The 23,551-nt window shown below is 66.1% G+C and carries 20 protein-coding genes; 9 read left to right on the top strand and 11 right to left on the bottom strand.

Annotation, left to right across the window (positions count from 1 at the left end):
* Window positions 1-308 precede the first annotated feature (308 nt).
* From galU to cmk, 8 genes are all read right to left on the bottom strand, one after another.
* Complete coding sequence (galU, locus tag FJU31_RS08305; RefSeq protein WP_150454328.1) at window positions 309-1,190, bottom strand: UTP--glucose-1-phosphate uridylyltransferase GalU; 882 nt, start codon at window positions 1,188-1,190, stop codon at window positions 309-311.
* Window positions 1,191-3,101 (bottom strand): polysaccharide biosynthesis protein, encoded by a 1,911-nt coding sequence (locus FJU31_RS08300; protein WP_188115471.1) that lies wholly within the window; start codon window positions 3,099-3,101, stop codon window positions 1,191-1,193.
* Window positions 3,102-3,116: 15 nt separating this feature from the next.
* The gene (locus FJU31_RS08295; RefSeq protein WP_150454327.1) at window positions 3,117-4,094 is read right to left on the bottom strand and encodes an MraY family glycosyltransferase; all 978 of its coding nucleotides are present in this window, start codon (window positions 4,092-4,094) and stop codon (window positions 3,117-3,119) included.
* 3 nt (window positions 4,095-4,097) lie between these two features.
* Window positions 4,098-5,276, bottom strand: coding sequence for a lipopolysaccharide assembly protein LapB (lapB, locus tag FJU31_RS08290; RefSeq protein ID WP_108768614.1), 1,179 nt, complete (start codon window positions 5,274-5,276; stop codon window positions 4,098-4,100).
* A gap of 6 nt (window positions 5,277-5,282) precedes the next feature.
* A complete protein-coding gene (locus FJU31_RS08285) occupies window positions 5,283-5,567 on the bottom strand; it encodes a LapA family protein (RefSeq protein ID WP_150454326.1) in 285 nt (94 codons plus the stop codon).
* Between the two features lie 77 nt (window positions 5,568-5,644).
* Window positions 5,645-5,950, bottom strand: a complete 306-nt coding sequence (locus FJU31_RS08280) for an integration host factor subunit beta (protein WP_005409286.1) — start codon at window positions 5,948-5,950, stop codon at window positions 5,645-5,647.
* Window positions 5,951-6,039: 89 nt separating this feature from the next.
* Entirely contained in the window at window positions 6,040-7,725 is a 1,686-nt protein-coding gene (gene rpsA, locus FJU31_RS08275; protein WP_012510790.1) for a 30S ribosomal protein S1, read from the bottom strand.
* Window positions 7,726-7,937: 212 nt separating this feature from the next.
* A complete protein-coding gene (gene cmk / locus FJU31_RS08270; protein WP_079221613.1) occupies window positions 7,938-8,615 on the bottom strand; it encodes a (d)CMP kinase in 678 nt (225 codons plus the stop codon).
* A gap of 197 nt (window positions 8,616-8,812) precedes the next feature.
* On the opposite strand from cmk, the gene ykgO reads away from it, so the two are divergent.
* The 6 genes from ykgO to FJU31_RS08240 all read left to right on the top strand — a co-directional run bounded on the left by ykgO (window position 8,813) and on the right by FJU31_RS08240 (window position 13,347).
* On the top strand, window positions 8,813-8,938 hold the full coding sequence (ykgO, locus tag FJU31_RS08265; protein WP_054656844.1) for a type B 50S ribosomal protein L36: 126 nt from the start codon (window positions 8,813-8,815) through the stop codon (window positions 8,936-8,938).
* Between the two features lie 149 nt (window positions 8,939-9,087).
* Window positions 9,088-9,417 carry a hypothetical protein gene (locus FJU31_RS08260; protein ID WP_150454325.1) on the top strand — a complete coding sequence of 110 codons (330 nt, stop codon included), beginning with the start codon at window positions 9,088-9,090 and terminating at the stop codon, window positions 9,415-9,417.
* Window positions 9,418-9,456: 39 nt separating this feature from the next.
* Window positions 9,457-10,494, top strand: coding sequence for an agmatine deiminase family protein (locus tag FJU31_RS08255; RefSeq protein ID WP_150454324.1), 1,038 nt, complete (start codon window positions 9,457-9,459; stop codon window positions 10,492-10,494).
* A gap of 195 nt (window positions 10,495-10,689) precedes the next feature.
* Window positions 10,690-11,577, top strand: a complete 888-nt coding sequence (locus FJU31_RS08250) for a carbon-nitrogen hydrolase (RefSeq protein ID WP_079221610.1) — start codon at window positions 10,690-10,692, stop codon at window positions 11,575-11,577.
* 14 nt (window positions 11,578-11,591) lie between these two features.
* The gene (locus FJU31_RS08245) at window positions 11,592-12,122 is read left to right on the top strand and encodes a GNAT family N-acetyltransferase (RefSeq protein ID WP_150454323.1); all 531 of its coding nucleotides are present in this window, start codon (window positions 11,592-11,594) and stop codon (window positions 12,120-12,122) included.
* A 4-nt stretch (window positions 12,123-12,126) separates the two neighbouring features.
* Entirely contained in the window at window positions 12,127-13,347 is a 1,221-nt protein-coding gene (locus FJU31_RS08240; RefSeq protein WP_150454322.1) for a TraB/GumN family protein, read from the top strand.
* Between the two features lie 398 nt (window positions 13,348-13,745).
* On the opposite strand, the gene FJU31_RS08235 is transcribed toward FJU31_RS08240, so the two are convergent.
* From FJU31_RS08235 to FJU31_RS08225, 3 genes are read right to left on the bottom strand one after another with little or no spacing between them, the layout of a single operon-like run.
* Complete coding sequence (locus tag FJU31_RS08235) at window positions 13,746-16,829, bottom strand: efflux RND transporter permease subunit (RefSeq protein ID WP_150454321.1); 3,084 nt, start codon at window positions 16,827-16,829, stop codon at window positions 13,746-13,748.
* On the bottom strand, window positions 16,826-20,350 hold the full coding sequence (locus tag FJU31_RS08230; RefSeq protein WP_188115469.1) for an efflux RND transporter permease subunit: 3,525 nt from the start codon (window positions 20,348-20,350) through the stop codon (window positions 16,826-16,828). Before FJU31_RS08230 ends, FJU31_RS08235 begins: the two co-directional genes overlap by 4 nt.
* Window positions 20,347-21,504, bottom strand: a complete 1,158-nt coding sequence (locus tag FJU31_RS08225; RefSeq protein WP_150454320.1) for an efflux RND transporter periplasmic adaptor subunit — start codon at window positions 21,502-21,504, stop codon at window positions 20,347-20,349. Before FJU31_RS08225 ends, FJU31_RS08230 begins: the two co-directional genes overlap by 4 nt.
* Window positions 21,505-21,710: 206 nt before the next feature.
* Between FJU31_RS08225 and FJU31_RS08220 the strand changes: the two genes are divergently transcribed.
* The 3 genes from FJU31_RS08220 to FJU31_RS08210 all read left to right on the top strand — a co-directional run.
* Window positions 21,711-22,100 (top strand): c-type cytochrome, encoded by a 390-nt coding sequence (locus tag FJU31_RS08220; RefSeq protein WP_108746511.1) that lies wholly within the window; start codon window positions 21,711-21,713, stop codon window positions 22,098-22,100.
* Window positions 22,101-22,109: 9 nt separating this feature from the next.
* Entirely contained in the window at window positions 22,110-22,571 is a 462-nt protein-coding gene (locus tag FJU31_RS08215; RefSeq protein WP_150454319.1) for a c-type cytochrome, read from the top strand.
* 389 nt (window positions 22,572-22,960) lie between these two features.
* The coding region (locus FJU31_RS08210; protein ID WP_150454318.1) for an IS110 family transposase at window positions 22,961-23,551 on the top strand (591 nt) is incomplete at its 3' end.

Genomic DNA, 23,551 nt, shown 5'->3' with positions numbered 1-23,551 from the left:
GGTGAGCAAAGGCAAGGTCAATAGCCGGGGTCAGAGCCCTTTGCCATGCAAAGGGATCTGACCCCCAAAGCAGAAAAGGCAGCCAATGGCTGCCTTTTCTGCTTTTTTGCTCTTGCACTTGATTCCGCCCTTCCCGTCCGCGCCCCACGGAAACTGTCGAGAGGGGGCGGATGGCCCTCTCCAAGACCGTTGGCGCCATGGATGGCGCCATCGAGCACCATGGAAGGGCTTTGGCGTGTCTTGGAGAGGGCCATCAGCCCCCTCCCTCACGTATCAGACAAGGCGCCTCACGGAGCGCTCGAACACCCTCACTCTTCCGCCAGCATCTCCGTCAGCTTCGCGCGCGCCGGCTTCGCCAGCTTCTTGTTCTCCAGCGCGAAACGGATCGTCGCCTCAACCAGGCCCAGATGGGTGCCGCAGTCGAAACGGGTGCCCTCGAAGCGGTATGCATCCACTTCCTCGGTCGCCAGCAGCGAGGCGATCGCATCGGTCAGCTGGATCTCGCCGCCGGCACCGCTGCCGGTGGATTCCAGCAGCTCGAAGATCTTCGGGCTCAGCACGTAACGGCCGACCACGGCCAGGTCGCTCGGCGCGTCCTCGGGCTTCGGCTTTTCAACGATCTGCGAGATGCGGCCCTTGCGGCCATCGAACGCTTCGGTCGCCACGATGCCGTAGCTCGCGGTGTTCTCGTGCGGAACGTCTTCCACCGCGATCACGCTGGCGCCGCTGGCCTCGTTGAGGTCGGCCATCTGCTTCAGCGCACCGTCGCCACGGTTCCAGATCAGATCGTCGGGCAGCAGCACCGCAAACGGTTCGTCGCCGATCACCGACTTCGCACACAGGACGGCATGGCCCAGGCCCAGCGCCTCGGCCTGGGTCACGAAGATCGCACGCACGCCGTCAGGCAGCACGTGACGGATCATTTCCAGCTGCTCGTGCTTGCCCGCACGCTCCAGCTTCTGCTCCAGCTCGTAGGCCTTGTCGAAGTAATCGGCAACGGCGTGCTTGTAGCGGTTGGTGATGAAGATCAGGGTGTCACAGCCTGCCTCGATGGCCTCATCAACGGCATATTGGATAAGCGGACGATCGATGATCGGCAACATTTCCTTCGGAACCGTCTTGGTTGCCGGCAAAAAGCGCGTCCCGAGCCCTGCCACTGGAAAAACAGCCTTACGAATTCGCTTGCTCATTTAGTGCCTGTTGGCCTCACGTGCCGGAAAGGGAACCACTTTAGCGGAAGAGATGTATGCGTCCTGTTCAATCGGAGAGAACTCCGGCATGGTCGCGAACAGTACTTCCCGGATCGTATCAGTGTCGTACTCGGCAATAGCGTCACGCAGTCTCGGCACATTGCCCAGCACGATGTCGCGCGAGAACGTGCGCACGCCGGCTTCCAGCACCTTGGGGTGCGAGGTCGGCCGGTAATCCTCGTCCGAATAGAACAGGGTCTCGTGCAGCTTCTCGCCCGGACGCAGCCCCGTATAGATGATCGGAATGTCCTTGTACGGCTGCTTGCCGGCCAAGCGGATCATCTGCTCGGCAAGCACGCGGATCGGCACCGGCTCACCCATGTCCAGGGTGTAGATGGCACCGTGCGATGCCGACGCCGCCGCCTGCAGGATCAGCTGGCAGGCTTCGGGGATCGTCATGAAATAACGGGTCACTTCCGGGTCGGTCACCGTGATCGGGCCGCCGCGCAGGATCTGATCACGGAACAGCGGCACCACGCTGCCAGCCGAATCGAGCACGTTGCCGAAGCGCACGGTCACAAAACGGGTGTGCGTGGACTTCTGGTCCAGGCTCTGGCAGATCATCTCGGCGTAGCGCTTGCTGGCGCCCAGCGCATTGACCGGGTCGACCGCCTTGTCGGTGGAGATGAACACGAAATGCTCGACACGCGCCTCCATGCACGCACGCGCCACGTTCTCGGTGGCGAGGATGTTGTTGCGCACGGCTTCACGCAGCTGGCGCTCCAGCACCGGCACATGCTTGTACGCGGCCGCGTGGAAGGCGGTATCGACCGGGTGCAGCGACAGCGCGTGCCGCATCACTGCCGGGTCGCCGACGTCACCGAGCACGGCCTCGATCTGCACGTCGGGGAAGCTGCGGCGCAGCTCGGCCTCGATGGTCAGCAGCAGCAGCTCGCTGATCTCCAGCATGACGATGCGCCCTGCACCGTGGCGCGCGCACTGGCGGCACAGCTCCGAACCGATCGAGCCGCCGGCACCGGTGACCATCACCGTTCGCCCGCCCAGCCAACCGCGGATCAGGTTCCAGTCCGGCATGATCGGCTTGCGGCCGAGCAGGTCCTCGATGGCCACTTCCTTCAGCTGGCCCGGCAGCGAATGCCCCTGCAGGATGTCGCTGAGCTTGGGCACGGTGCGGAACGGGATGCCGGTGCTCTCGCAGATGGCCACCACGCGCTGCATGCCCACCGCATCCAGCGACGGAATGGCGATGACCAGCAGCTTGGCCGCGGTTTCGCGGGCCACGGCCGGGGCATCGTCGAGCGTGCCCAGGATCGGCAGGCTCTGCAGCTTGGCGCCGCGCAGGTGCGGGGCGTCGTCCAGCAGGCCGACCGGCTCGAAGTTGCCGGAACGGCGCAGGTCGCGCACGAGTGTCTCGGCGGCCTGGCCGGCGCCCAGGATCAGCACGCGACGCGCGGTCGAATCGGACTGCAGTGACTGGTAGTCCTTCCACGCGCGATACAGCAGGCGCGGCGCGCCCAGCAGGGCCGACAGCGCGAACGGATAGATCACCAGCACCGACAGCGGCACGCCGTTGAAGCGCTTCCAGGCCAGTACCAGGACGATGGCGACCAGACCGACGAAACTGGCCTTGAAGATGTTCAGCAGGTCGCTGACGCTGGCGAACCGCCACAGGCCGCGGTACAGGCCAACCCGCCAGAACACGATGCCCTGCAGCGCCAGCACCAGCGTCGTATCGACGTTCCACAGGGGCAGCGACGGGGCATCAGGCAGGATGGAGTAACGGCCGGCATGCAGCAGCTGCCAACAGGCCCAGACCATGAACAGGTCATGGCAGACGATGGCCGTGCGAGGCAACAGGCCAAGGATTCTGTCCCGCCAGGGTGAAGACATATGTCGCGTAATTCCTTATCGGTGGCGCAATCCATTGCGCAGGAGGAGCCAAAGCAGGGCCAGCGCGGAAATCCACGCGACCGCTACGGCAGCCTCCCACCTCGGCTGCAATCTGGTGCAAACAAAGAACACTGTAATACTGAACAGGGCTACAACAAAGTACATCCCTGTCACCTGCGCGTGGCTGGCTCCTGCCTGCACCGCGCGCTGGTAGACGTGCTGGGTGTGGGGTTCCATCCAGCGCTGCCCTGAAAGGATGCGCGCCCCCAGCGTGAAGCCCGCGTCCACAAGGAACGGGGAAATGGGCACGAGCAGCAGCATCCAGTTGATGTCCGTACGCACGGCGGCGACGGCCAACACCACCGAGACCGCGTAGCCCAGCGCGCCACTTCCGACATCGCCCATGAAAATGCGCGCCTTCGGGAAGTTGAATGGCAGGAAACCTACGCAGGCCAGGCCCAGCACGATGGCCACCAGCGAGTACGGCCAGGGCAGTACGATGGCGAAGCCAAGTGCGGCGATGACCGCCTGGCTGCTGGCGATGCCGTTGATCCCATCCATGAAGTTCCAGATGTTGATCAGCGAAGCAGTGAACACCAGCACCAGCAGGGCCAGCACCCAGCTGCCGCCATGCACCTTGACCAGCGCGGCCAGCAGGCCAGCCGCGATGAAATGGACCAGCAGGCGGCGCAGGGCCGGCAGGGGCCGGTGGTCGTCCCACCAGCCGATGCCCGCCACCAGCACCAGGCCGAGGCTGGCGACCAGCAGGCTGGGAATGGCTACCGGCCACGCCCACATGGCGGCGACGGCGGCCACCAGCAGGCTGATGACGATGGCGATGCCACCGCCACGCGGGGTCGCCACGCTATGGCTGCGGCGTTCGCCGGGCTGGTCCATCAGCTGCCGCCGAAGCGCGTAGCCACGCGCCGCCCAGGTCAGTGCGGCGCTGAGCAGGGCCAACCCCAGCAGCGCGGCCATCACCCGCCAGGCCATGGCTCAGAGCACCGCGTAATTCAGCAGCGGCTTGACCGTGCCCCACTCCTTGCAGCTCGGGCACTGCCAGTGGTGGGTGCGCGCACCGAAGCCGCAGCGCGTGCAGCGGTAGGCCGGGTTGCGCACCAGCAGCTGGTCGGTGATGTGCTTGAGGTCGTGCAGGGTGGCGGTGGAATCCGCACCTTCGGCCAGGGTCAGGTCGATCAGCGCCGATTCGCCGCGCACCGAAGGGCGATCCTTCAGCTGGCGGCCGAGGTAGGCACGGGCCGGAGCCACGCCTTCCTGTTCTTCCATCAGGCGGGTCAGTGCCAACACCGGGGCGATGCCGCGGTAGTGCTCGGTCATTTCCGACAGGAACGCACGCGCGCCGCCGAGGTCGCCCACCTTGCGGTAGTTCTCCATCAGCGCCGGCAGCAGCTCGGGCAGGTACTCGGGATCGTTGCGCGCGGCACGCTCGAAGGCGCGCACGGCAGCTTCGGCATTGCCGGCATCGGTTTCCAGGCGGCCTTCGATGATGCCGGCACGCACCGACATCGCATCGGCCTGGTAGGCACGGGCAATGGCCGCCCTCGCCTCTTCCAGCTTGCCGGCGCCGCGGAAGCGCTCGGCCAGCTCGCATTCGAACTGCCCGATCAGCTTGCCCATCGGCTCGCCGGTGACATCTTCGAAGCGGGTGGCGTTGTCGATGGCCTTTTCCCAGTCGCGCTCGGCCTGGTAGATGCCGATCAGGTGCTTGAGCGCCTGCGGTGCGCGCTGGTCCAGCTGGGCCAGTTCGGTGAACACGGTTTCGGCGCGGTCCAGCAGGCCGGACTTCATGTAGTCCTCGCCCAGTGCCAGCAGGGCCTGCACGCGCTGCGCGTCGCTCAGGTCGTTGCGGTTGACCAGGCCCTGGTGCAGGCGGATCGCGCGATCCACTTCACCACGACGGCGGAACAGGTGGCCCAGCGCGACCTGGGTCTCGAAAGTTTCCTTGTCCAGCTCGGCGATGTGCAGGAAAAGCTCGATGGCCTTGTCCGGCTGCTCGTTGAGCAGGTAGTTCAGGCCGCGGAAATAGGTGCTGGACAGGTGGCTGACCTGGTTGTCGCCATGGCGCTGCCCACCGCGCCGTCCAATGACCCAGCCGGCCAGCGCCGCCAGGGGAAGGAACAGGAAGAACCAGAACCACTCGGTGACGAAATCCATCTTCGATCAGCGTCCATCAAAAGATTGGGAGGGGGGGACCGGCGCCACCGGGGTGGCGACCGACTTGTTGGCGCGGCGCAGCTGGGCGTAGAGCGGAATGACCACGCTCACCAGCACCAGGCCGGCACCGACGATGACACCGATCAGCAGCGAAGCGATGATCGCCACGCCGATCGAGGTCTTGAGTTGGGTGAACAGCAGGTTGATGGTCATCTCGTCCATGTTCATGGCACCGATGATCAACCCGAGAAGCAGCACCGCCAGCAGGACCAGCAGACGAAAAACCTTCATGCGACAGCTCCAGTGGCAGGAGGTCGTAGCTTATCCGACTCGCCGCGGTATTCGCACGCGGTGACGCGACGGGACACTCAGGCCGGATCGGCGTCCAGCGGCAGCACGCTGCTGACCCGCTCACGCAGTTCCTTGCCCGGCTTGAAATGGGGAACGTGCTTGCCCGGCAGGGCGACCGATTCGCCGGTCTTGGGGTTGCGGCCCAGGCGCGGCGGACGGTAGTGCAGCGAGAAGCTGCCAAAACCACGGATTTCGATGCGATCCCCTGCAGAAAGGGAACCGCCCATCATTTCCAGCAACGACTTTACCGCCAGATCGACATCATCGGCCTTCAGGTGCGCCTGGCGGCGCGCGAGGATTTCGATCAGTTCGGATTTGGTCATTGCCGGCTCACATCAGGGGGCACTCACCCTGAAACGGCCCGGGCAGGATGCCCGGGCCGTCCAGGAAACAACGTACAGCGTAAGGCCGATTACTCGGACTTGTTGCCGCTCAGCTGTGCACGCAGCAGCGCGCCCAGCTGGGTGGTGCCGCTGGCAGCCGACGAGGACTGGTATTCCTCCAGCACTTCGCGCATTTCCGCGTCGTCCTTGGCCTTGATCGACAGCTGCAGGGTACGGCCCTTGCGGTCCATGCCCACGAACTTGGCTTCGACCTTGTCGCCGACCTTCAGGTGCTGGGTGGCGTCGTCAACGCGCTCGTTGGCGATGTCGCGTGCCGAGACGTAACCTTCGATGCCGTCAGCCAGCTCGATGATCGCGCCCTTGGCGTCGACTTCCTTCACCACGCCTTCGACCTTGGAGCCCTTCGGATTGGCAGCCATGTACTGGCCGAACGGATCCTGCTCCAGCTGCTTCACGCCCAGGGAGATGCGCTCGCGCTCCGGATCGACAGCCAGGACGACGGCGTCCAGGGTGTCGCCCTTCTTGAAGTTGCGAACGATGTCTTCGCCGGTGGTCGCCCAGCTGATGTCGGACAGGTGAACCAGGCCGTCGATGCCGCCGTCCAGGCCGATGAAGATGCCGAAGTCGGTGATCGACTTGATCTGGCCCGACACCTTGTCACCCTTCTTGTGGGTGGCAGCGAAGGTTTCCCACGGATTGGCGGCAACCTGCTTCATGCCCAGCGAGATGCGGCGACGCTCTTCGTCGACATCCAGCACCATCACTTCGACTTCGTCACCCACCTGCACAACCTTGGACGGGTTGACGTTCTTGTTGGTCCAATCCATCTCGGAGACGTGCACCAGGCCTTCGACGCCCGGCTCGATCTCAACGAACGCGCCGTAATCGGTGACGTTGGAGACCTTGCCGAAGACGCGGCTGTTGGCCGGGTAACGACGGGCGATGTTATCCCACGGATCTTCGCCCAGCTGCTTCAGGCCCAGCGAAACGCGGTTGCGCTCGCGGTCGAACTTCAGCACGCGCACGTCCAGCTCGTCGCCGACGTTCACGACTTCGGACGGATGGCGCACGCGCTTCCATGCCATGTCGGTGATGTGCAGCAGGCCGTCGATACCGCCCAGGTCCACGAATGCGCCGTAGTCGGTCAGGTTCTTGACGACACCCTTCAGGATCGCGCCTTCCTGCAGCTTGTCCATCAGCTGCTCGCGCTCTTCCGAGTGCTCGCTTTCGACGACAGCGCGGCGCGAAACCACGACGTTGTTACGCTTGCGGTCCAGCTTGATGAGCTTGAACTCGAGTTCCTTGCCTTCCAGGTAGGCCGGATCGCGCACCGGGCGCACATCGACCAGGGAACCCGGCAGGAAGGCGCGGACATCCTTGATGTCCACGGTGAAACCACCCTTGACCTTGCCGCTGATGCGGCCGGTGATGGTTTCGTTCTTTTCCAACGCTTCTTCCAGCTCGTCCCACACCATCGCGCGCTTGGCCTTCTCGCGCGACAGGACGGTTTCGCCGAAGCCGTTCTCGATGGAGTCGAGGGCGACCTTGACGATGTCGCCTTCGGCGACGTCGATTTCGCCAGCGTCGTTACGGAACTGTTCGATCGGCACGATGCCTTCGGACTTCAGGCCAGCGTTGATCACCACGACGTCGCCGCGGACTTCAACAACGGTACCGCTGACGATGGCGCCCGGCTTCAGCTTGGCCAGATTGGCCTGGCTGGCTTCAAACAGTTCGGCAAATGATTCGGTCATTAGATTTACTCTGTTGGACACATGGGCCGGTTGGCTTCCTTCCGGGGACATGCCCCACTGAAGACCGTTACCGCCCGCCTGTTGGTCGACCCCGGAAAAGCAGGTCGTGTGTAGTAGGAAAACCGCCACGCATCATTGCGCGACGGAGCTGGTACAGCACTGCTATGCGCGACCACCGCCGATGTTGCTGGCAGTGCTCCCGCGCGAACGGATCAGGCAGCCGGAACCGGAAGCAGATCCATCACTCGGGCAACGACATCATCGATGCCGATGCCTGTGGTGTCGATGAGGACAGCATCGTCTGCCGGCTTCAGGGGCGCCACGGTACGCTGGGCATCACGGGCGTCGCGGGCCATGATCTCGCGCAGGAGGTCATCAAAGTTAACAGAAACCCCCTTGTCTTTCAACTGCTTATGCCGGCGCTCGGCGCGCTCCTCGGCACTGGCGGTCAGGAAGACCTTGTAGGGGGCGTCCTTGAAGATCACCGTGCCCATGTCGCGACCGTCGGCAACCAGGCCCGGCAGCTCCCTGAATGCGCGCTGGCGCTCCTTCAGTGCGGCACGGACTTCGGGAATGGCGGCAATGGCCGAGGCCAGCGCGCCAGTGGTCTCCAGGCGCAGCTCGTCGGTGGCATCGGTGCCGTTGACCATGACCCGCATCGACTCACCCTGTTCAACAAACTGAACGTGGGTGTCGAAGGTGCAGCGCACCAGGGCCGAGGCGTCGGAGGTATCGATGTCGGCCCAGCTCGCAGCCACGCCCACCGCCCGGTACAGGGCGCCCGAATCCAGGTAGTGCCAGCCCAGGCGGCGCGCCACGATGCGGCTGATGGTACCCTTGCCGGCCCCCGAAGGGCCGTCGATGGTCAGGACGGGAGCGAGTGGATTCATGGGGGTCCTAGCGCGTGTGAAGGGGCCATTCTAGCCCCTGCCCAAGCCCCCGCGCAGAGACTTTCGCGCAACCACTTGAAACGACGACAAAAAGCCCGGTAGAATGGCGGGCTTGAACGAGCGCCAACTGCCGATTGTCTTGCGCATATCGCGGCCACGCTCCACCCGAACAACTACTGTTTACGCCGAGGTATGCCATGAAAATCCTGTCCTCCCTGAAGTCGGCGAAGGCCCGTCACCGCGACTGCAAGGTCGTCCGTCGTCGTGGCAAGATCTTCGTCATCTGCAAGTCGAACCCGCGTTTCAAGGCGCGTCAGCGCTGAGCCTCACGGCCTTCGGGCCGCGGCTGGTCCCACGCGGGACCGCCCCGATGCAAAAGACCGCCTTCGGGCGGTTTTTTGTTGCATGCAGCTTTTTTTCCTGCCGTTTTTTGCTGTAATCGCCTTTCTTGACCACTGGGGAGTAGATCGAGATGAAGCGTTACCTGAGCACACTGGCCGTCCTGGCCACCCTGGCCGCCGCCACGCCGGCGCTGGCCGATACCCTGCTGGTCGACCGCGCCGCTGAGAAGCCGGCCGGTGCCCTGCCCGTCCGCGGCCAGAGCATGCAGCAGGTGCAGTCGCAGTTCGGTGCGCCGAGCGAGCAGCTGCAGCCGCGCGGCGGGCAGAAGCGCCAGTGGCCGACCATCAACCGCTGGGTCTACCCGCAGTTCACCGTCTACTTCGAGAAGCAGAAGGTGATCGACGTGGTAACCAACAAGGCGGATCCGAACGAGATCGGCCCGAAGCCGCCGATCCGCTGAACCCCCTACCCGCCGCTGGCGGGCCTGTGTAGCGAGACCATGAACCAGACCCTTCGTTTTCCTGCCGAATGGGAAGCCCAGAGCGGCGTCCTGATTGCCTGGCCCACCGCCGACACCGACTGGGCCGATCGCCTGGGCCAGGTGGAGGAAACCTACATCGCGCTGGTCGCGGCCATCACCCGCTTCCAGCCGGTGCTGATCTGCGTGGCCGACGACGATGTGGAGACCTACGCCGAAATGCGGCTGCGCTCCAACCGCATCGACATGGACCGGGTCCGCTTCACGACGGCGGCCTATGATGATACCTGGCTGCGCGACTCCGGCCCGATCACCCTGCGCCGCGCCGACGGCAGCTTCCAGCTGCTGGACTTCCGCTTCACCGGCTGGGGCGGCAAGTTCGACGCCACCCTGGACGACCAGCTGGTGGGCGCGCTCGACCAGGCCGGCGTGTTCAACGACGCACCGGTGCGCAGCATCCCGTTCGCGCTGGAAGGCGGCGGCATCGAGACCGACGGTGAAGGCACCCTGCTGACCACCTGGAAGTGCCTGCACGAGCGCCACCCTGACCGCGACCGCGCCAGCCTGAGCGCCGACCTGGCCGACTGGCTGCAGCAGGACCGCGTGCTGTGGCTGGACCATGGTTACCTGGAAGGCGACGACACCGACGCCCACATCGATACCCTGGCCCGCTTCGCTTCGCCTGACAGCATCGTCTACCAGGCCTGCGACGACCAGAGCGACTCGCACTACGCCGAACTGCAGGCGATGGGCAACGAGCTGGCCGCGCTGCGCACCAGGGATGGGCAGCCGTACCGCCTGTTCCCGCTGCCGTGGGCACAGCCGGTGATCGACGAAGGCCGCCGCCTGGCCGCGTCGTACGCCAATTACCTGATCGTCAATGGCGCGGTGCTGATGCCCGCCTATGGCGACCCGGCCGACGACCTGGCCCGCGACGTGCTGGCCCAGGCCCACCCGGGCCGCGAGATCGTGCAGGTACCCTGCCGCTCGCTGATCTGGCAGAACGGCAGCCTGCACTGCATCACCATGCAGCTGCCGGAAGGGCTGTTGAAGGCGTAAGCCAGCCCGGTAGAGTCGAGCCATGCTCGACTGGCCTTTCGTAGCGCCGGGCCATGCCCGGCGAGCGCAGCGGCGTCCTGAGAATCCGCCGGGCATGGCCCGGCGCTACCGTGTGCGAACGCCATTCAGCGCGCGACACGCCGTCGCCGTCCATCCGCGCTAACATGCTCGTTTTCCCCCGCAGGAACGCCCCGCATGAACTCGCGCAGCCCCCTTACCGTCGCCCTGATCCAGGAGCGCAACCACGGTGATGCCGCCGCCAACTTGGCGGTGATCGAAGCACGCGTGGCCGAGGCGGCTGCGCAGGGCGCGAAACTGGTGCTGCTGCAGGAACTGCACAACGGCCCGTACTTCTGCCAGCACGAATCGGTCGATGAATTCGACCTGGCCGAGCCGATTCCCGGCCCGAGCACCGAGCGCCTGGGCGCACTGGCGAAGAAGCATGGCGTGGTGCTGGTCGGTTCGCTGTTCGAACGCCGCGCCGCTGGCCTGTACCACAACACCGCCGTGGTCTTCGAGAAGGACGGCACCCTGCTGGGCAAGTACCGCAAGATGCACATCCCGGACGATCCGGGCTTCTACGAGAAGTTCTACTTCACCCCGGGCGACATCGGCTTCACCCCGATCGACACCTCGGTGGGTCGCCTTGGCGTGCTGGTGTGCTGGGACCAGTGGTACCCGGAAGCGGCGCGCCTGATGGCGCTGGCCGGTGCCGAACTGCTGCTCTACCCCACCGCCATCGGCTGGGACCCGGACGACGTGCAGGACGAGAAGACCCGCCAGCGCGACGCGTGGGTGCTGAGCCACCGCGGCCATGCCGTGGCCAACGGCCTTCCGGTGCTGAGCTGCAACCGCGTCGGCCATGAAGCTTCGCCGCTGGGCGCGTCGGGCATCCAGTTCTGGGGCAACAGCCACGTGCTGGGCCCGCAGGGCGAGTTCCTGGCCGAAGCCGGCACCGACGCCACGGTGCTGGTGTGCGACGTGGACCTGCAGCGCAGCGAACACGTGCGCCGCATCTGGCCGTTCCTGCGCGACCGTCGCATCGATGCGTACGGTGACCTGCTCAAGCGCTACATCGACTGAGCCGGAGCGCTGCCATGGCCGTCCTCATCCGTGATGCCGGCCCGGCCGACATCGCCGCGATCACCGCGATCTACGCGGTGGAAGTGACCGACTTCGTCAACACCTACGAGTACGACATCCCCGACCAGGACGAGATGCTGCGCCGCATGCGCGACATCATCGACCGTGGCTTCCCCTACCTGGTCGCCGAGATCGACGGCCAGGTGGCGGGGTATGCCTACGCCAACACCTACCGCACCCGCGTGGCCTACCAGTGGACCGTGGAGAACTCGGTCTACGTCGACGCTGCCTACCAGGGCAAGGGCGTGGGCACCGGCCTGCTGCAGGTGCTGATCGATGCCTGCGTGGCGCGCGGCTACCGGCAGATGGTGGCGGTGATCGGCGAACCGACCAATACCGCTTCGATCAAGCTGCACGAACGCTTCGGCTTCCACCTGGTGGGCGTGTTCAAGGGCCTGGGCCGCAAGCATGGCCGCTGGCTGGACACCGTGCAGATGCAGCGCGCGCTCGGCGATGGCGCCGACACCGCACCTTCCAATGAATGAATCCATGACTGAAACCCTTCCCGAAACCGGCGACGATCTGTTCGCCGGCCAGCCGGTGCGCGTCGTTGAACGCGACGGCGTGCGTTACACCCTGCTGGGCACCGCCCACGTTTCCCACGCCAGCGTCGAGGCGGTGGAAAAAGCCATCGACAGCGGCCGCTTCGATGCGGTGGCCGTCGAGCTGGACCCGCAGCGCCTGCAGGCGCTGAGCGACCCGGACACGCTGGCAAAGCTGGACCTGGTGGAAGTGATCCGCAAGGGCCGCGTGGCGCTGTTCGCCGCCAACCTGGCCCTGTCGGCCTACCAGCGCCGCCTGGCCGAACAACTGGGCATCGAGCCCGGTGCCGAGCTGAAGCGCGCGGTGGACCTTGCGCGTGAGCGCGGCCTGCCGGTGCACCTGATCGACCGCGAAGTCGGCCTGACCTTCCGCCGCGCCTCGCAGCGCCTGGGCTTCTTCGGCAAGCTGAAGCTGGTGGCCGGCCTCGGCGCGGGCCTGTTCTCCTCGGAAGAAGTGGGCGAGAACGAGATCGAGAAGCTCAAGCAGGGCGACATGCTGGAATCGAGCTTCGGTGAATTCGCCACCGAAAGCCCGGCGCTGTACGAGACCATCATCGGCGAGCGCGACCGCTACATGGCCACGCGCCTGCGCGAGGAACACAACCCGCAGCTGCGCGAGGTGCTGGCCGTGGTCGGCGCCGGCCACCTGGCCGGGCTGGCGCGCTACCTGGAAACCGACACCGCCGAACCGGCACCGCTGCGCGCGGAACTGGAAGCCGTGCCGAAGAAGCGCAACATCCCGTGGTTGACCCTGATCATCCTGGCCATCGTGATCACCGGCGTTGCCGTGGGCTTCTACCGTGGCGGCCTGGGCGTGGGCACCGAACTGCTGGCGACGTGGGCGATGTACACCGGCGGCCTGGCCGGCATCGGCTGCCTGCTGGCCGGCAGCCACCCGCTGAGCATCCTGACCGCGATCGCGGTGGCGCCGTTCAAGCCGTTCCGCCTGAGCATTCCCACCGGTGCGTTCTCGGCGCTGGTGGAAGCGCGCCTGCGCAAGCCGGCCTACGAGGACTTCCTCAAGCTGCGCGACGATGCGCAGAGCCTGAAGGGCTGGTACCGCAACCGCGTCACGCGGGTGGTGCTGACCTTCATGCTGACCAACCTGGGCAGCATGCTGGGCCTGTGGCTGACTGCCGGCAAGGTGTGGGGCCAGGTCGCGGGTTGATTGCAGCACCCCGCCGGGCGTGGCCCGGCGCTACCGGTCGCAGGTCCGCCCGCATCGGTAGCGCCCGAGCCCATGCCCGGGCGGCGCCGCGACGCGGCGAAAGGTAGCTGCCAACCTTGGTTGGCACCGCCCTGCCCACCGGCGAAAAAAAAAGGGGGAGACCGCCCCACTACGACCGGTCTCCCCCCACCACAAACACGTTGTCGCGCGTTACACCCGGGCAGCGCCCGGTTCCACCCGTCGACGGCAGCGGTAGGCGAGCGGCAGCCGAGCATGGCTATGCCGGCCGTCCTGGCCGGCCCCCTTCGGGCCGTCGCAAGCGACGTTGGCAGCGGCTCCTGCCGCTGCCTTCGGCTCTACAGTGTCCCCTCCCCCCACCAGAAACACGTCGTCGCGCGTTACACCCGGGCAGCGCCCGGTTCCGCGATGTCCAGCCCGCGCGCGCGACGGATCAGGCGCGTGACCGCACTGCGCAGGTCATCCAGCACCGCGTAGATGGTCGGCAGGAACAGCAGGCTGACCACGGTCGAGAACGCCAGGCCGCCGGCAATCGCGCGCGCCATCGGGGCGTATTCCGGGCCATCGCCGAACATCTGCGTATTGGTGAGCGAGATCGGCACCATGGCCAGGATCGCCGTGCCCATCGTCATCATGATCGGCCTCAGGCGCTCGCGTGAGCCTTCCACCAGCGCCTGGGTACGGCCCATTCCGCCGCGCCGCAGGTTGTTGATGTGCTCGATCATCACGATGCCGTTGTTCACCACCACGCCCATCAGCACCAGGATGCCAATGAAGGACATGATCCCGAACGAGGTACCGGTGATCCAGAACAGCCAGAACACGCCGAAGATCGAGAACAGCACGCCGCTCATGATCGCCGCCGGGAACAGCAGCGACTCGAACACCGCCGCCATCACCACGTAGATCATCACCAGCGCGATGAGCAGGTTGAACACCATCTGCTGCATCGCTTCGTTGTCGTTGCCGTAGTCACCGCCATCGAAGGTGAAGCCATAGCCGGCCGGGAAGCTCATCGGCGTGAGCACCGCTTCCATGGCCTTGCGGCCATCGGGCGCGGTGACCTTCTCGGCCAGGTTGGCCTTGATGGTCAGGGTGGTCTGGCGGTTGGTGCGGCCGATCTGGGTGGCCGAGGAGCCCACGTCCACGCTGACCAGGCTGAGCAGCGGCACGCTGCGGCCATCGCCGGTACGCACGCTGTAGCTGGCCAAGTCTTCCGGGCTGCTCTGCTCGGCACCGGCAAAGCGCACCCACACCGGCACTTCGTTGTCGCCACGACGGAACTCGCGCAGCGGCGCACCCCGCAGGGCCAGGCCGACGAAGCTCGCCACCTGCTCGGCGTTGAAGCCGAACGCAGCGGCGCGCTCGCGGTCGACGTGCACCTTCAGCTCGCCGCCCTTCTCGCCATTGTCGATGCGCACGTCGCGCAGCTCGGGGCGCTGGGCCAGCAGCGGCAGCACTTCCTGGCCGATCTCCTGCAGCATGCTGCTGGAATCACCCACCAGCTGCACCTGTACGCCCTGGTTGCCGTTGCCCCCATCGCCGCCCTGGTTGCCGACGAAGTAGTCGGTACGCGCCGACTTCGGCAGGCCCTTGCGGATCTCCTCCTGCAGCGCCTTGATGTCCTTGGCGTACTTCTCGTCGATGGTCACCGTGGTCGAACTGCCTTCCTGCTCGCTGTACCAGGAATAGACCTGCTGCACATGCAGGCGCTCGCGGTTCTGTTCCACCCAGGCTTCGACGCGGCCCACTTCCTCGGACATCTGCCGGTAGGTGTAGGCGCCCTTCCACATGTAGCCAATGAAGATGTCCTTGCCACCGCCGCCGCCGAACATGTCGACCTTGGTCAGCTTCATCGGCACCAGGCTGACCAGCACCACCAGGAGGATGCCAAGCAGGCTCCAGCCGCGATGGCGGAGCGACCAGTCCAGCAGGCGCGCATAGCGACGCTGCAGGCGGGCGATGACGCCGGTCTGCGAGTGCAGCAGCTTGGGCGTGGCCATGCGCGCGGACAGCATCGGGATCAGGCTGACCGCCACCAGCCACGAGGCCAGCAGCGAGACCGAGATGGTGATCGCGATCTGCGCCATGAAGATGCTGATGTTGTTGGTCTCGCCGAACAGGTTGGGCACGAACACGATGCAGTGGCACAGCGTGCCGGCGCTGAGTGCGATGGCCACGTTGCGGGTGCCGATGATGGAGGCCAAGCGCGGCTGCCCCGGCATGCGCTCGCGTTCCTGGTAGATGCTTTCCACCACCACCACGGCGTTGTCCACCAGCATGCCGACGGCCAGCAGCAGGCCCATCATGGTCAGGATGTTCAGCGTCACCCCGGCGAAGTACATGAAGCCCAGGGTGATGGTGAAGCAGATCGGGATGGCCAGGGTCACCATCAGGGTGGACGGCCAGTGGCGCAGGAAGAAGAACAGCACGGTGACCGACAGGATCAGGCCAACCGCTCCGGCTTCGGCCAGTTCCAGCAGCGAGGAGGTGACCGCCTTGCCCTGGTTGTCGATGACCTTGATCTGCACGTCGCGCATCGAGTCCTGCGCGCGGATCGCCTCGACCTCGGCCAGTGCAGCGCGCGAGACATCCACCAGGTTGGCGCTGCGTTCCTTGAAGATGTCCAGGCCGATGGCCGGGTTGCCGTCGAGGCGACGCCCGTAGTTCATCCGCGCCGGCTTCAGCCGCACCTCGGCGATGTCGCCCAGGCGCAGGCCCTTGGCGTTGATCACCAGGTCACGCATTTCCTGCAGGTCGGTGATCTCGCCCACCGGCTGCACGCGCACGCGCTGGCCGTTGTCGTTGATCTGTCCGGCCGAGATCGAAAAGTTCAGTGTGCGCAGGCGGTCGCTGAGTTCGTTGATGCTCAGGCCATGCGCGCTGAGCCGGTCGGCATCGATGGCGATCTCGACCTCGTTCGGCGGCGCGCCGGTGATGTCCACGCGCGCCACGCCTGGGATGCGCTCGATGCGCCGCTTGAACTCGCGGTCGAGCATGTCATAGGCGGCGGTCAGGTCGGTGGCGCTGGCCAGACGTACCTTCAGCACCGGCTGGTCGCTGCTGGACCACTTGAACACGTTGTAGCGCTGCAGGTCGTCGGGCAGGTCGCTGCGGATGGCATCGATGCGCTCGCGTGCATCGGAAGCCGCGATGGCGATATCCCGGTCCCAGTCGCTGAACTCGATGAAGATCGAGGCGGCTTCGGACGTGGCCTGCGAGCGCATGCGCTTGATGCCGGTCATCGTCGCAAGCGATTCCTCCACCGGCCGGATGATGGTCCGCTCGACCTCTTCCGGGGTGGAGCCGGTATAGGGGATCTGCACGAACAGGAACGGCGCGGAGATGTCCGGCAGCGCTTCCAGCGGCAGCCGGAACGAGGCGATCAGGCCCACCACCACCAGCGATACGAAACACATGATGGTGGTGACCGGGCGGCGGATGGAGAACTCGGCGACGCTCATGCCGGTTCCTCCGCGCCGCCGCGGTGGCCGCTCTCGGCCGCGTGCAGGCCTTCACCGGCATGCTTGCGGCCGCGCTCGCGGTAGTAGGCATCGCCGCGGCGGTCCATCAGGTCGTACACCACCGGGATGACCAGCAGGGTCAGCAGGGTCGACACCAGCAGGCCGCCGATGACGGTGATCGCCATCGGTGCGCGCACCTCGGCGCCCTCGCCCATCGCCACCGCCAGCGGCAGGAAGCCGAACAGGGTGCACAGGGTGGTCATGATGATCGGCCGCAGGCGCGAACGCGCACCTTCCACCAGCGCCTCGTGCTTGGCCACACCGGCCTCGCGCAGCTGGTTGACCTTGTCGATCAGGATGATCGCGTTCTTGGTGACCAGCCCGACCAGCAGGATCAGGCCGATGAACACCACCACCGAAATGGGCTTGCCGGTCATCAGCAGCGCCAGGACCGCGCCGACCAGGGCCAGCGGGATGGTGAACAGGATGACGAACGGGTGCAGCAGTGATTCGAACTGCGACGCCATCACCAGGTAGACCAGGAAGATGGCCAGGCCGAAGGCGAAGATGAGCGACTTCGCAGCCTGCGCCAGCTCCTCGCCCTGGCCGCCGATGTGCAGGCCGACGCCGGCGCCGAGCGGCTGCTCGGCCACCATCTGCTGCACTTCGCGCATGGCCGCGCCCAGGTCGATGTCGCGCAGGTTGGCCGACACCACGGCCACGCGGGTCTGGTCAGCGCGATGGATCTCGCTGGGGCCTGTGGTGGCGACCACGTCGGCCACGGCGTCCAGGGTAACCGGGCGACTGCTGCCCGGGTTCACGATCAGCCGGCGGATGCTGTCCACGCTGGCACGGTCGCCTTCCTGCGCACGCACCAGCACGTCGATCTTGCGGTCACGGAAGCTGTAGCGGGTGGCCACGTCGCCACGCACCTTCTTCACCACCACGTCGGCGATCTGGCGGGTGGTCAGGCCCAGCGCACCGGCACGCTCCTGATCGAAGCGGATCTGGATTTCCGGGAAGCCCTCTTCCACCGTCGACTTCACGTCGGCGTAGTGCGCGTTGCTGCGCAGCAGGGCCGCCAGGCGCTGGCCGGCCTGCTCGAGGGTGGCCATGTCCTGCCCGCGCAGCTCGATTTCCAGCGGCGTGGAGAAGCTGAACAGTGCTGGCCGCGCGAAGTCGACCTGGGCACCGGGGTGCTGGCCCATGGTGTCACGCAGGCGCTCGGTGATCTCCGCTTCGGTGCGTGCGTTGCCGCCGCCTTCCATCACCACGGTCAACTTGCCGATGTTCTCGCCGCTTTCGGTCGGGCTGGCATCCAGCCGCGTGCCGCTGCCGCTGACGCCGTACAGCGAGGCCACGCCTTCGCCATTGCCGTGGGCCAGCTGCAGCTCGCGCACCAGTGCGTCGGTCTGCTTCAGCGGGGTGCCGGCCGGCAGCTTCACCGTCATTTCGAAACGGTCCTGGGCCAGCTGCGGAATCAGGTCGGCACCGAGCATCGGGACCAGCGCCATGGTGGCGACGAAGGCCAGCGCGGCCATCGACAGCACCTTGCCCGGGTGCGCCAGCGCATTGGGCAGCAGGCGCAGGTAGCCGCGCTCGGCACCGGCGTAGGGCTTCATCGCGATGTCGCTGGCCTTGCGCATGACCGGTCCGACCACGGCGACCGCGCCGCGCCACACGCGCACCACCAGCCAAGCCAAGGCGAAGAAGCTCCAGCGCACGCCGGCCACAAAGCCACGACGGCCCAGCGCGACCGGCTTCTGCCAGCGGCTTTGCGGACGCCACGCCTCGGCGGCGGCTTCTTCCGGGAAGGCCAGCGGCGGCCGGCCCTTCAGCGAGCTCAGCATCGGGATCAGGGTCATCGACACCAGCAGCGAGATCGCGATGGCGATGGCCACGGTCAGCGCCTGGTCGCGGAACAGCTGGCCGGCGATGCCATCGACGAACACCAGCGGCAGGAACACCGCGATGGTGGTCAGGGTGGAGGCGACCACTGCCATGCTCACTTCGCGGGTGCCGACGATGGCTGCCTGCAGGATGCCCAGGCCGCGTTCGCGCGCCTTGGCGATGCTTTCCAGCACCACGATCGAGTCATCCACCACCAGGCCGGTGGCCAGCGCCAGGCCGCCCAGCGACATCACGTTCAAGCTCAGGCCGAGCTGACCCATGAAGAAGAACGTGGCGATGATCGAGACCGGCAGCGACAGGCTGATGACGAAGGTGGACCAGCCATCGCGCAGGAACAGGAAGATGATCAGGATGGCCAGCAGGCCTCCGATCACCGCGTCCTTCTTGACGTCACTGATGGCGTGTTCGATGAAGCGCGACTGGTCCTCGATGGTGGTTAGTTCGGCATCGCCGGGGAAGGTGGCCTTGATCTGCTCCAGGCGCTTGCGCAGCGCCTCGGCGGTGGCCACGGTATTGGCGTCGCCTTCCTTGTAGATCGCCAGCTCGACCGATTCCTTGCCGCCCAGGCGGATGATGGCTTCGCGTTCCTTGTAGCCCTGGCGCACGGTGGCCACGTCCTTCAGGCGCACCGGCACGCCGTTGGCGACCACGCTGGAACCACCACCGGAGGAGGCACTCTGCGCCGCCGACGCCGCAGCGACTGCCGCAGCCGAGCCGGTGGACGCGGCGATGTTGAACATCTGCTGCAGGGCCGAATCGGCCGCGCTGCCGTTGGACGACTGGGTGGTGACCAGCAGGTTGCGGATCTCTTCCAGATCGGCGAACTGGTTGACGGTACGCACCAGGAAGCGCTGCGAGCCTTCCTCCAGGCGCCCGCCGGAAATGTTGATGTTCTCTTCCTTCAACCGCTTGATGACGGTGTCGATGGGCAGGTTGAGCTGGGCCAGCTTCTGCTGGTCGATGTCCACCTGGATCTCGTCTTCCAGGCCACCGCCGACCTTCACTGCAGCTACGCCGGTCACCGGCTCCAGCTTCTTCTTCAGGTCTTCGTCGGCATAGCGGCGCAGGCCGGTCAGTTCGTGGATGGCGTCCTCATCGCTGGTCGGCGCCGCCTTGGTGGACAGCACCAGGCGCATGATCGGCTCGGTGGACGGATTGAAGCGCAGCAGCACCGGGGCCTTGGCCTCCAGTGGCAGGTTCAGCGCTTCCATCTTGTCGCGCACCTCCAGGCTGGCCTGGTCCATGTTGGTGCCCCAGGCGAACTCGAGCACCACATCGCTCTGCCCGGTACGCGAAACCGACTTCAGCTTGCGCAGGTTCTTGACCACGCCCACGGCTTCTTCCACCGGCTGGGTGATCAGGCTTTCGATTTCGGTGGGTGCCGCACCGGTGTATTCGGTGCGCACGGTCAAGGTGGGATAGCTCAGGTCGGGCAGCAGGTTGACCTTGAGGTTGCCCAGCGCGATCAGGCCGAACAGCAGCAGCGTGACCGTGCACATGGCGATGGTGACGCGGCGGCGGGTGGCGAATTCCACCAGGCCGCCGCGCAGGCCGGCAGCGGCGCCATCGCCGCCGGGCGAGGCACCGTGGTCGTGTCCCGGGGCGCTCATTGCTGGCTCCCGGCCTTGTCTGCGGATTTACCGCCGGCCACGGTGGCCGGCTTGGCCTTGGCGGCCTTGGGATCGGCGATGACCTGCACGGCGGTGCCGTCGCGCAGGGCGACCTTGCCGGCGGTGACAATCTTGTCGCCGGCGGCCAGGCCTTCGCGGATCTCCACCCACGGGCCCTCGGCATAGCCCAGCTTCACCGGTACGCGCGCCACCTTGCCTTCGCGCACGCGGAACACCGCCGGCTCACCGTCGTCGAGGATGGCCAGGCGCGGCACTACCAGGGCATCAGCGCGCTGGTCGTAGTCGATGCGGATGCGTCCGAACATGCCGGGTTGCAGCGCATGCTCGGTGCCGTTGAAGGCGCTGACCACGCGGAACGTGCCGCTGCCGGAGTCCACCACCGGCGCGATGCGGTCGACGGTGCCGGTGAAGGTCTTGCCCGGCAGCGCATCGGCCGAGAGCACGACCGGCTGGCCGGCGCGCAGCGTCGCCAGTTCGCGCTCGGGCACGTTGAGGGTGGCTTCCAGCTGGGAGTTGTCGACGATGCGGAAGATCGGCGTGTTGATCTGCACGAAGTTGCCGGTCTTGATCGAGCGCGAGGCGATCACCCCGGAGATCGGCGCCACCACCGTGGTGTAGGACAGTTCCAGCGTGGCCAGGCGGTACTGCGCGCGCATGTTTTCCAGGTCGTAGCGCAGCTGGTCGACGTCGGAGGCACTGACCATCTGCTGGCCGACCAGCTTCTGTGCACGCTGGTAGTTGTTTTCCAGCTTGCGCATCTGCGCCTCGCTCTGCGCAACGGCCAGGCGCGCGCGGTCCGGGTCCAGGCGCACCAGCGGCTGGCCGGCGGTCACCCGCTGGCCCTCCTCGACCAGTACGGCCAAGGCAACGCCGGAGGTCTTGGCCACCACCTGCGATTCGGCACGCGGTTCGAGTGCGGCGGTGCCGGTGTAGCTGGCAGCAACCGCGCGGTGGCTGGCCACGGCCACTTCCACCGGCACGGTGTCGACCTTCTTCTCGTCCTTGGTTTCAGCCGCCTTGGCATCGGCGCTGGGGCCGGCAGCGCAGCCGCCCAGCAGCAGGGAGGTGGAGATCAGCAGGGCAGCGGCACAGAGTCCAGTGCGGCGGCCGGGCAGGAAGGTTGGGTGCGACATCGTCAGATCCCTGGAGGATGCGTGGGCAGGTGTGGTAGCAAAGTAATGCACCACTTCACGGCAACACCATATCCCAAAGGTCATGGTGCCTTCACGCCGCTGGTCGGCCCGCCCCCATTTCAGCTAGATGAAACCTGGGGCTATACTCGGGTCGTTCCGTACCCCACGCCGGAACGACCAGACCCGAATCCCCGGATAACGACATCATGCGCCCGCAGCCGCTCGCCGCTTGTCTCGCTCTGGCCGTCCTCCTGCCCCTCGGGGCCGCCGCACAGCCCGCTCCTGCTCCTGCAGCACCCGCCCCGGCTCCTGCCCAGGCCACCCCGCCCGCTGCCGCCGCCCCGGCCGGCAACTTCGATAATGGCCGGGTGCTCGCCTATACCTGCCAGGGCTGCCACGGCATCACCGGTTACAAGAACGCGTACCCCAGCTACCGGGTACCGAAGATCGGTGGCCAGACCCAGCAGTACCTGACCCAGGCCCTGACCGAATACCGGCAGGGCAAGCGCCGGCATCCAACGATGCAGGCGCAGTCGATGAGTTTCAGCGAACAGGAGATCGCCGATCTCGCTGTTTACCTGTCCACCGTCAAGTAAGGCCCGCCCATGTCGAAAGCCGCGCACACGATGCGTCACGCCATCGCCCTGTCCGTTGCCCTGCTGCTGGCGGCCTGCTCGCAGTCGCAGGTGGAAAGCAGTGAGAAATCGGCCGGCGACCCCGGCCATGCCAGTGGCGAACACGGTTCGTCCTCCTCGGCCGGCCTGCCGCCGGGCCGCGAGGCCGCCGGTGAAGCCCGGGCCAAGGTGAAGGGAAAAGCGACGAACCAGAGCTGCATTGATTGCCACGGTGCCGACGGCAATGCGCCGATCGACCCGACCTACCCCAAGCTGGGTGGGCAGTATGGCGATTACCTGGCCCATGCCCTGCAGGCCTACCGTGCCGGCGACCGCCAGCACGCGTTGATGACCCCGCAGGCAAAGGACCTGAACGACCAGGAGATTGCCGACCTGGCCGCGTACTTCGGCAGCCGGCCGAGCCAGCTGCGGGACCTGCACGGGGTGAAATGACCGCGCCATTCCGGTGGGTGCGGACCGTTGGTCCGCCCTGACGGCAGGTACGCGGCGCCACCCATGTAGAGCCGAGCCCACGCTCGGCTGCTTTTCGTCCGGTCCGCGATGAGCCGAGCACGGGCTCGGCTCTTGTGTCTTGGAACGGTGCCCTGATCAGGCACAATTCCCCTGGTGACCCCGGGAGGCTCCGATGACGCTGCCTCGGCTCTTAAGCCTTCGGCTCTTAAGCCTTCGAGCTTGCAAAGTAGATTCAGCGCGTCGGCGGCCTGACACCGCCTTGGAACTTGAACGGTATCTTAGGCCCACCTTCGGGTGAGAGCCTGCACTCACAAGGGCAAGTCTGGCGGCTTCCGATCACGATCGTAAGTTCAAGCTGGAGCGAGATCATGCAAGTAATTGGTAACGACATGGCCAAGGCGACCTTTGATGTTGCCTTCCCACTGCCTAATGGCAAGTATCAGACCAAAGCCAAATTTCCCAATACGCCCAAGGGTTATGCGCAATTTCTGGCGTGGCGAGCCAAGCATGCGCCTGACGCAGCGGTAGGCATGGAGGCCACGGGTATCTACCACGAGGCCTTGGCGCGCGCCCTGGTGGAGGCCGGGGTGACGGTTTATGTCGCCAACCCCGCGCGGGTGAAAGCATTTGGGCAGGCCGAGGGAGTCCGGACCAAGACCGACCGCAGCGATGCCAAGCTGATTGCCCGGTTCTTCGAGGCCCAGCGTGCGGACAAACTGCATCCGTACGTCCCGCCTACTCCCTCGGAAGTGAAGCTACGTGCGCTGGTCCGGCGTCGCGATGACCTCCAGGAGATGCTGCAGATGGAGCAGAACCGTCTGGAAGTTGCCGATATCTCCGTCCAGCAAGGGATCCATGACGTGATCCGGACGCTGGAGGAACAGATCAAACAAGTGCGAAAGGCGATCCAGGACCACATCGACGACGATCCGGACCTGCGCGGGCGCCATCAACTGCTC

This window comes from Stenotrophomonas cyclobalanopsidis (assembly GCF_008710035.1).
Classification (GTDB): domain Bacteria; phylum Pseudomonadota; class Gammaproteobacteria; order Xanthomonadales; family Xanthomonadaceae; genus Stenotrophomonas; species Stenotrophomonas cyclobalanopsidis.
This window is presented reverse-complemented; position numbering and strand designations above follow the sequence as displayed.

Bases quoted from the DNA above. Each gene is read 5' to 3' on its own strand.
- FJU31_RS08260 (WP_150454325.1), top strand. From the start codon at position 9,088: ATGAAGCGTTACCTGAGCACACTGGCCGTCCTGGCCACCCTGGCCGCC.
- FJU31_RS08300 (WP_188115471.1), bottom strand. From the start codon at position 3,101: ATGTCTTCACCCTGGCGGGACAGAATCCTTGGCCTGTTGCCTCGCACG.
- galU (WP_150454328.1), bottom strand. From the start codon at position 1,190: ATGAGCAAGCGAATTCGTAAGGCTGTTTTTCCAGTGGCAGGGCTCGGG.
- FJU31_RS08240 (WP_150454322.1), top strand. From the start codon at position 12,127: ATGACTGAAACCCTTCCCGAAACCGGCGACGATCTGTTCGCCGGCCAG.
- FJU31_RS08280 (WP_005409286.1), bottom strand. From the start codon at position 5,950: ATGACCAAATCCGAACTGATCGAAATCCTCGCGCGCCGCCAGGCGCAC.
- FJU31_RS08295 (WP_150454327.1), bottom strand. From the start codon at position 4,094: ATGGCCTGGCGGGTGATGGCCGCGCTGCTGGGGTTGGCCCTGCTCAGC.
- FJU31_RS08235 (WP_150454321.1), bottom strand. From the start codon at position 16,829: ATGAGCGTCGCCGAGTTCTCCATCCGCCGCCCGGTCACCACCATCATG.
- FJU31_RS08255 (WP_150454324.1), top strand. From the start codon at position 9,457: ATGAACCAGACCCTTCGTTTTCCTGCCGAATGGGAAGCCCAGAGCGGC.
- FJU31_RS08230 (WP_188115469.1), bottom strand. From the start codon at position 20,350: ATGAGCGCCCCGGGACACGACCACGGTGCCTCGCCCGGCGGCGATGGC.
- FJU31_RS08220 (WP_108746511.1), top strand. From the start codon at position 21,711: ATGCGCCCGCAGCCGCTCGCCGCTTGTCTCGCTCTGGCCGTCCTCCTG.
- ykgO (WP_054656844.1), top strand. From the start codon at position 8,813: ATGAAAATCCTGTCCTCCCTGAAGTCGGCGAAGGCCCGTCACCGCGAC.
- rpsA (WP_012510790.1), bottom strand. From the start codon at position 7,725: ATGACCGAATCATTTGCCGAACTGTTTGAAGCCAGCCAGGCCAATCTG.
- FJU31_RS08225 (WP_150454320.1), bottom strand. From the start codon at position 21,504: ATGTCGCACCCAACCTTCCTGCCCGGCCGCCGCACTGGACTCTGTGCC.
- cmk (WP_079221613.1), bottom strand. From the start codon at position 8,615: ATGAATCCACTCGCTCCCGTCCTGACCATCGACGGCCCTTCGGGGGCC.
- FJU31_RS08285 (WP_150454326.1), bottom strand. From the start codon at position 5,567: ATGAAGGTTTTTCGTCTGCTGGTCCTGCTGGCGGTGCTGCTTCTCGGG.
- lapB (WP_108768614.1), bottom strand. From the start codon at position 5,276: ATGGATTTCGTCACCGAGTGGTTCTGGTTCTTCCTGTTCCTTCCCCTG.
- FJU31_RS08250 (WP_079221610.1), top strand. From the start codon at position 10,690: ATGAACTCGCGCAGCCCCCTTACCGTCGCCCTGATCCAGGAGCGCAAC.
- FJU31_RS08245 (WP_150454323.1), top strand. From the start codon at position 11,592: ATGGCCGTCCTCATCCGTGATGCCGGCCCGGCCGACATCGCCGCGATC.
- FJU31_RS08215 (WP_150454319.1), top strand. From the start codon at position 22,110: ATGTCGAAAGCCGCGCACACGATGCGTCACGCCATCGCCCTGTCCGTT.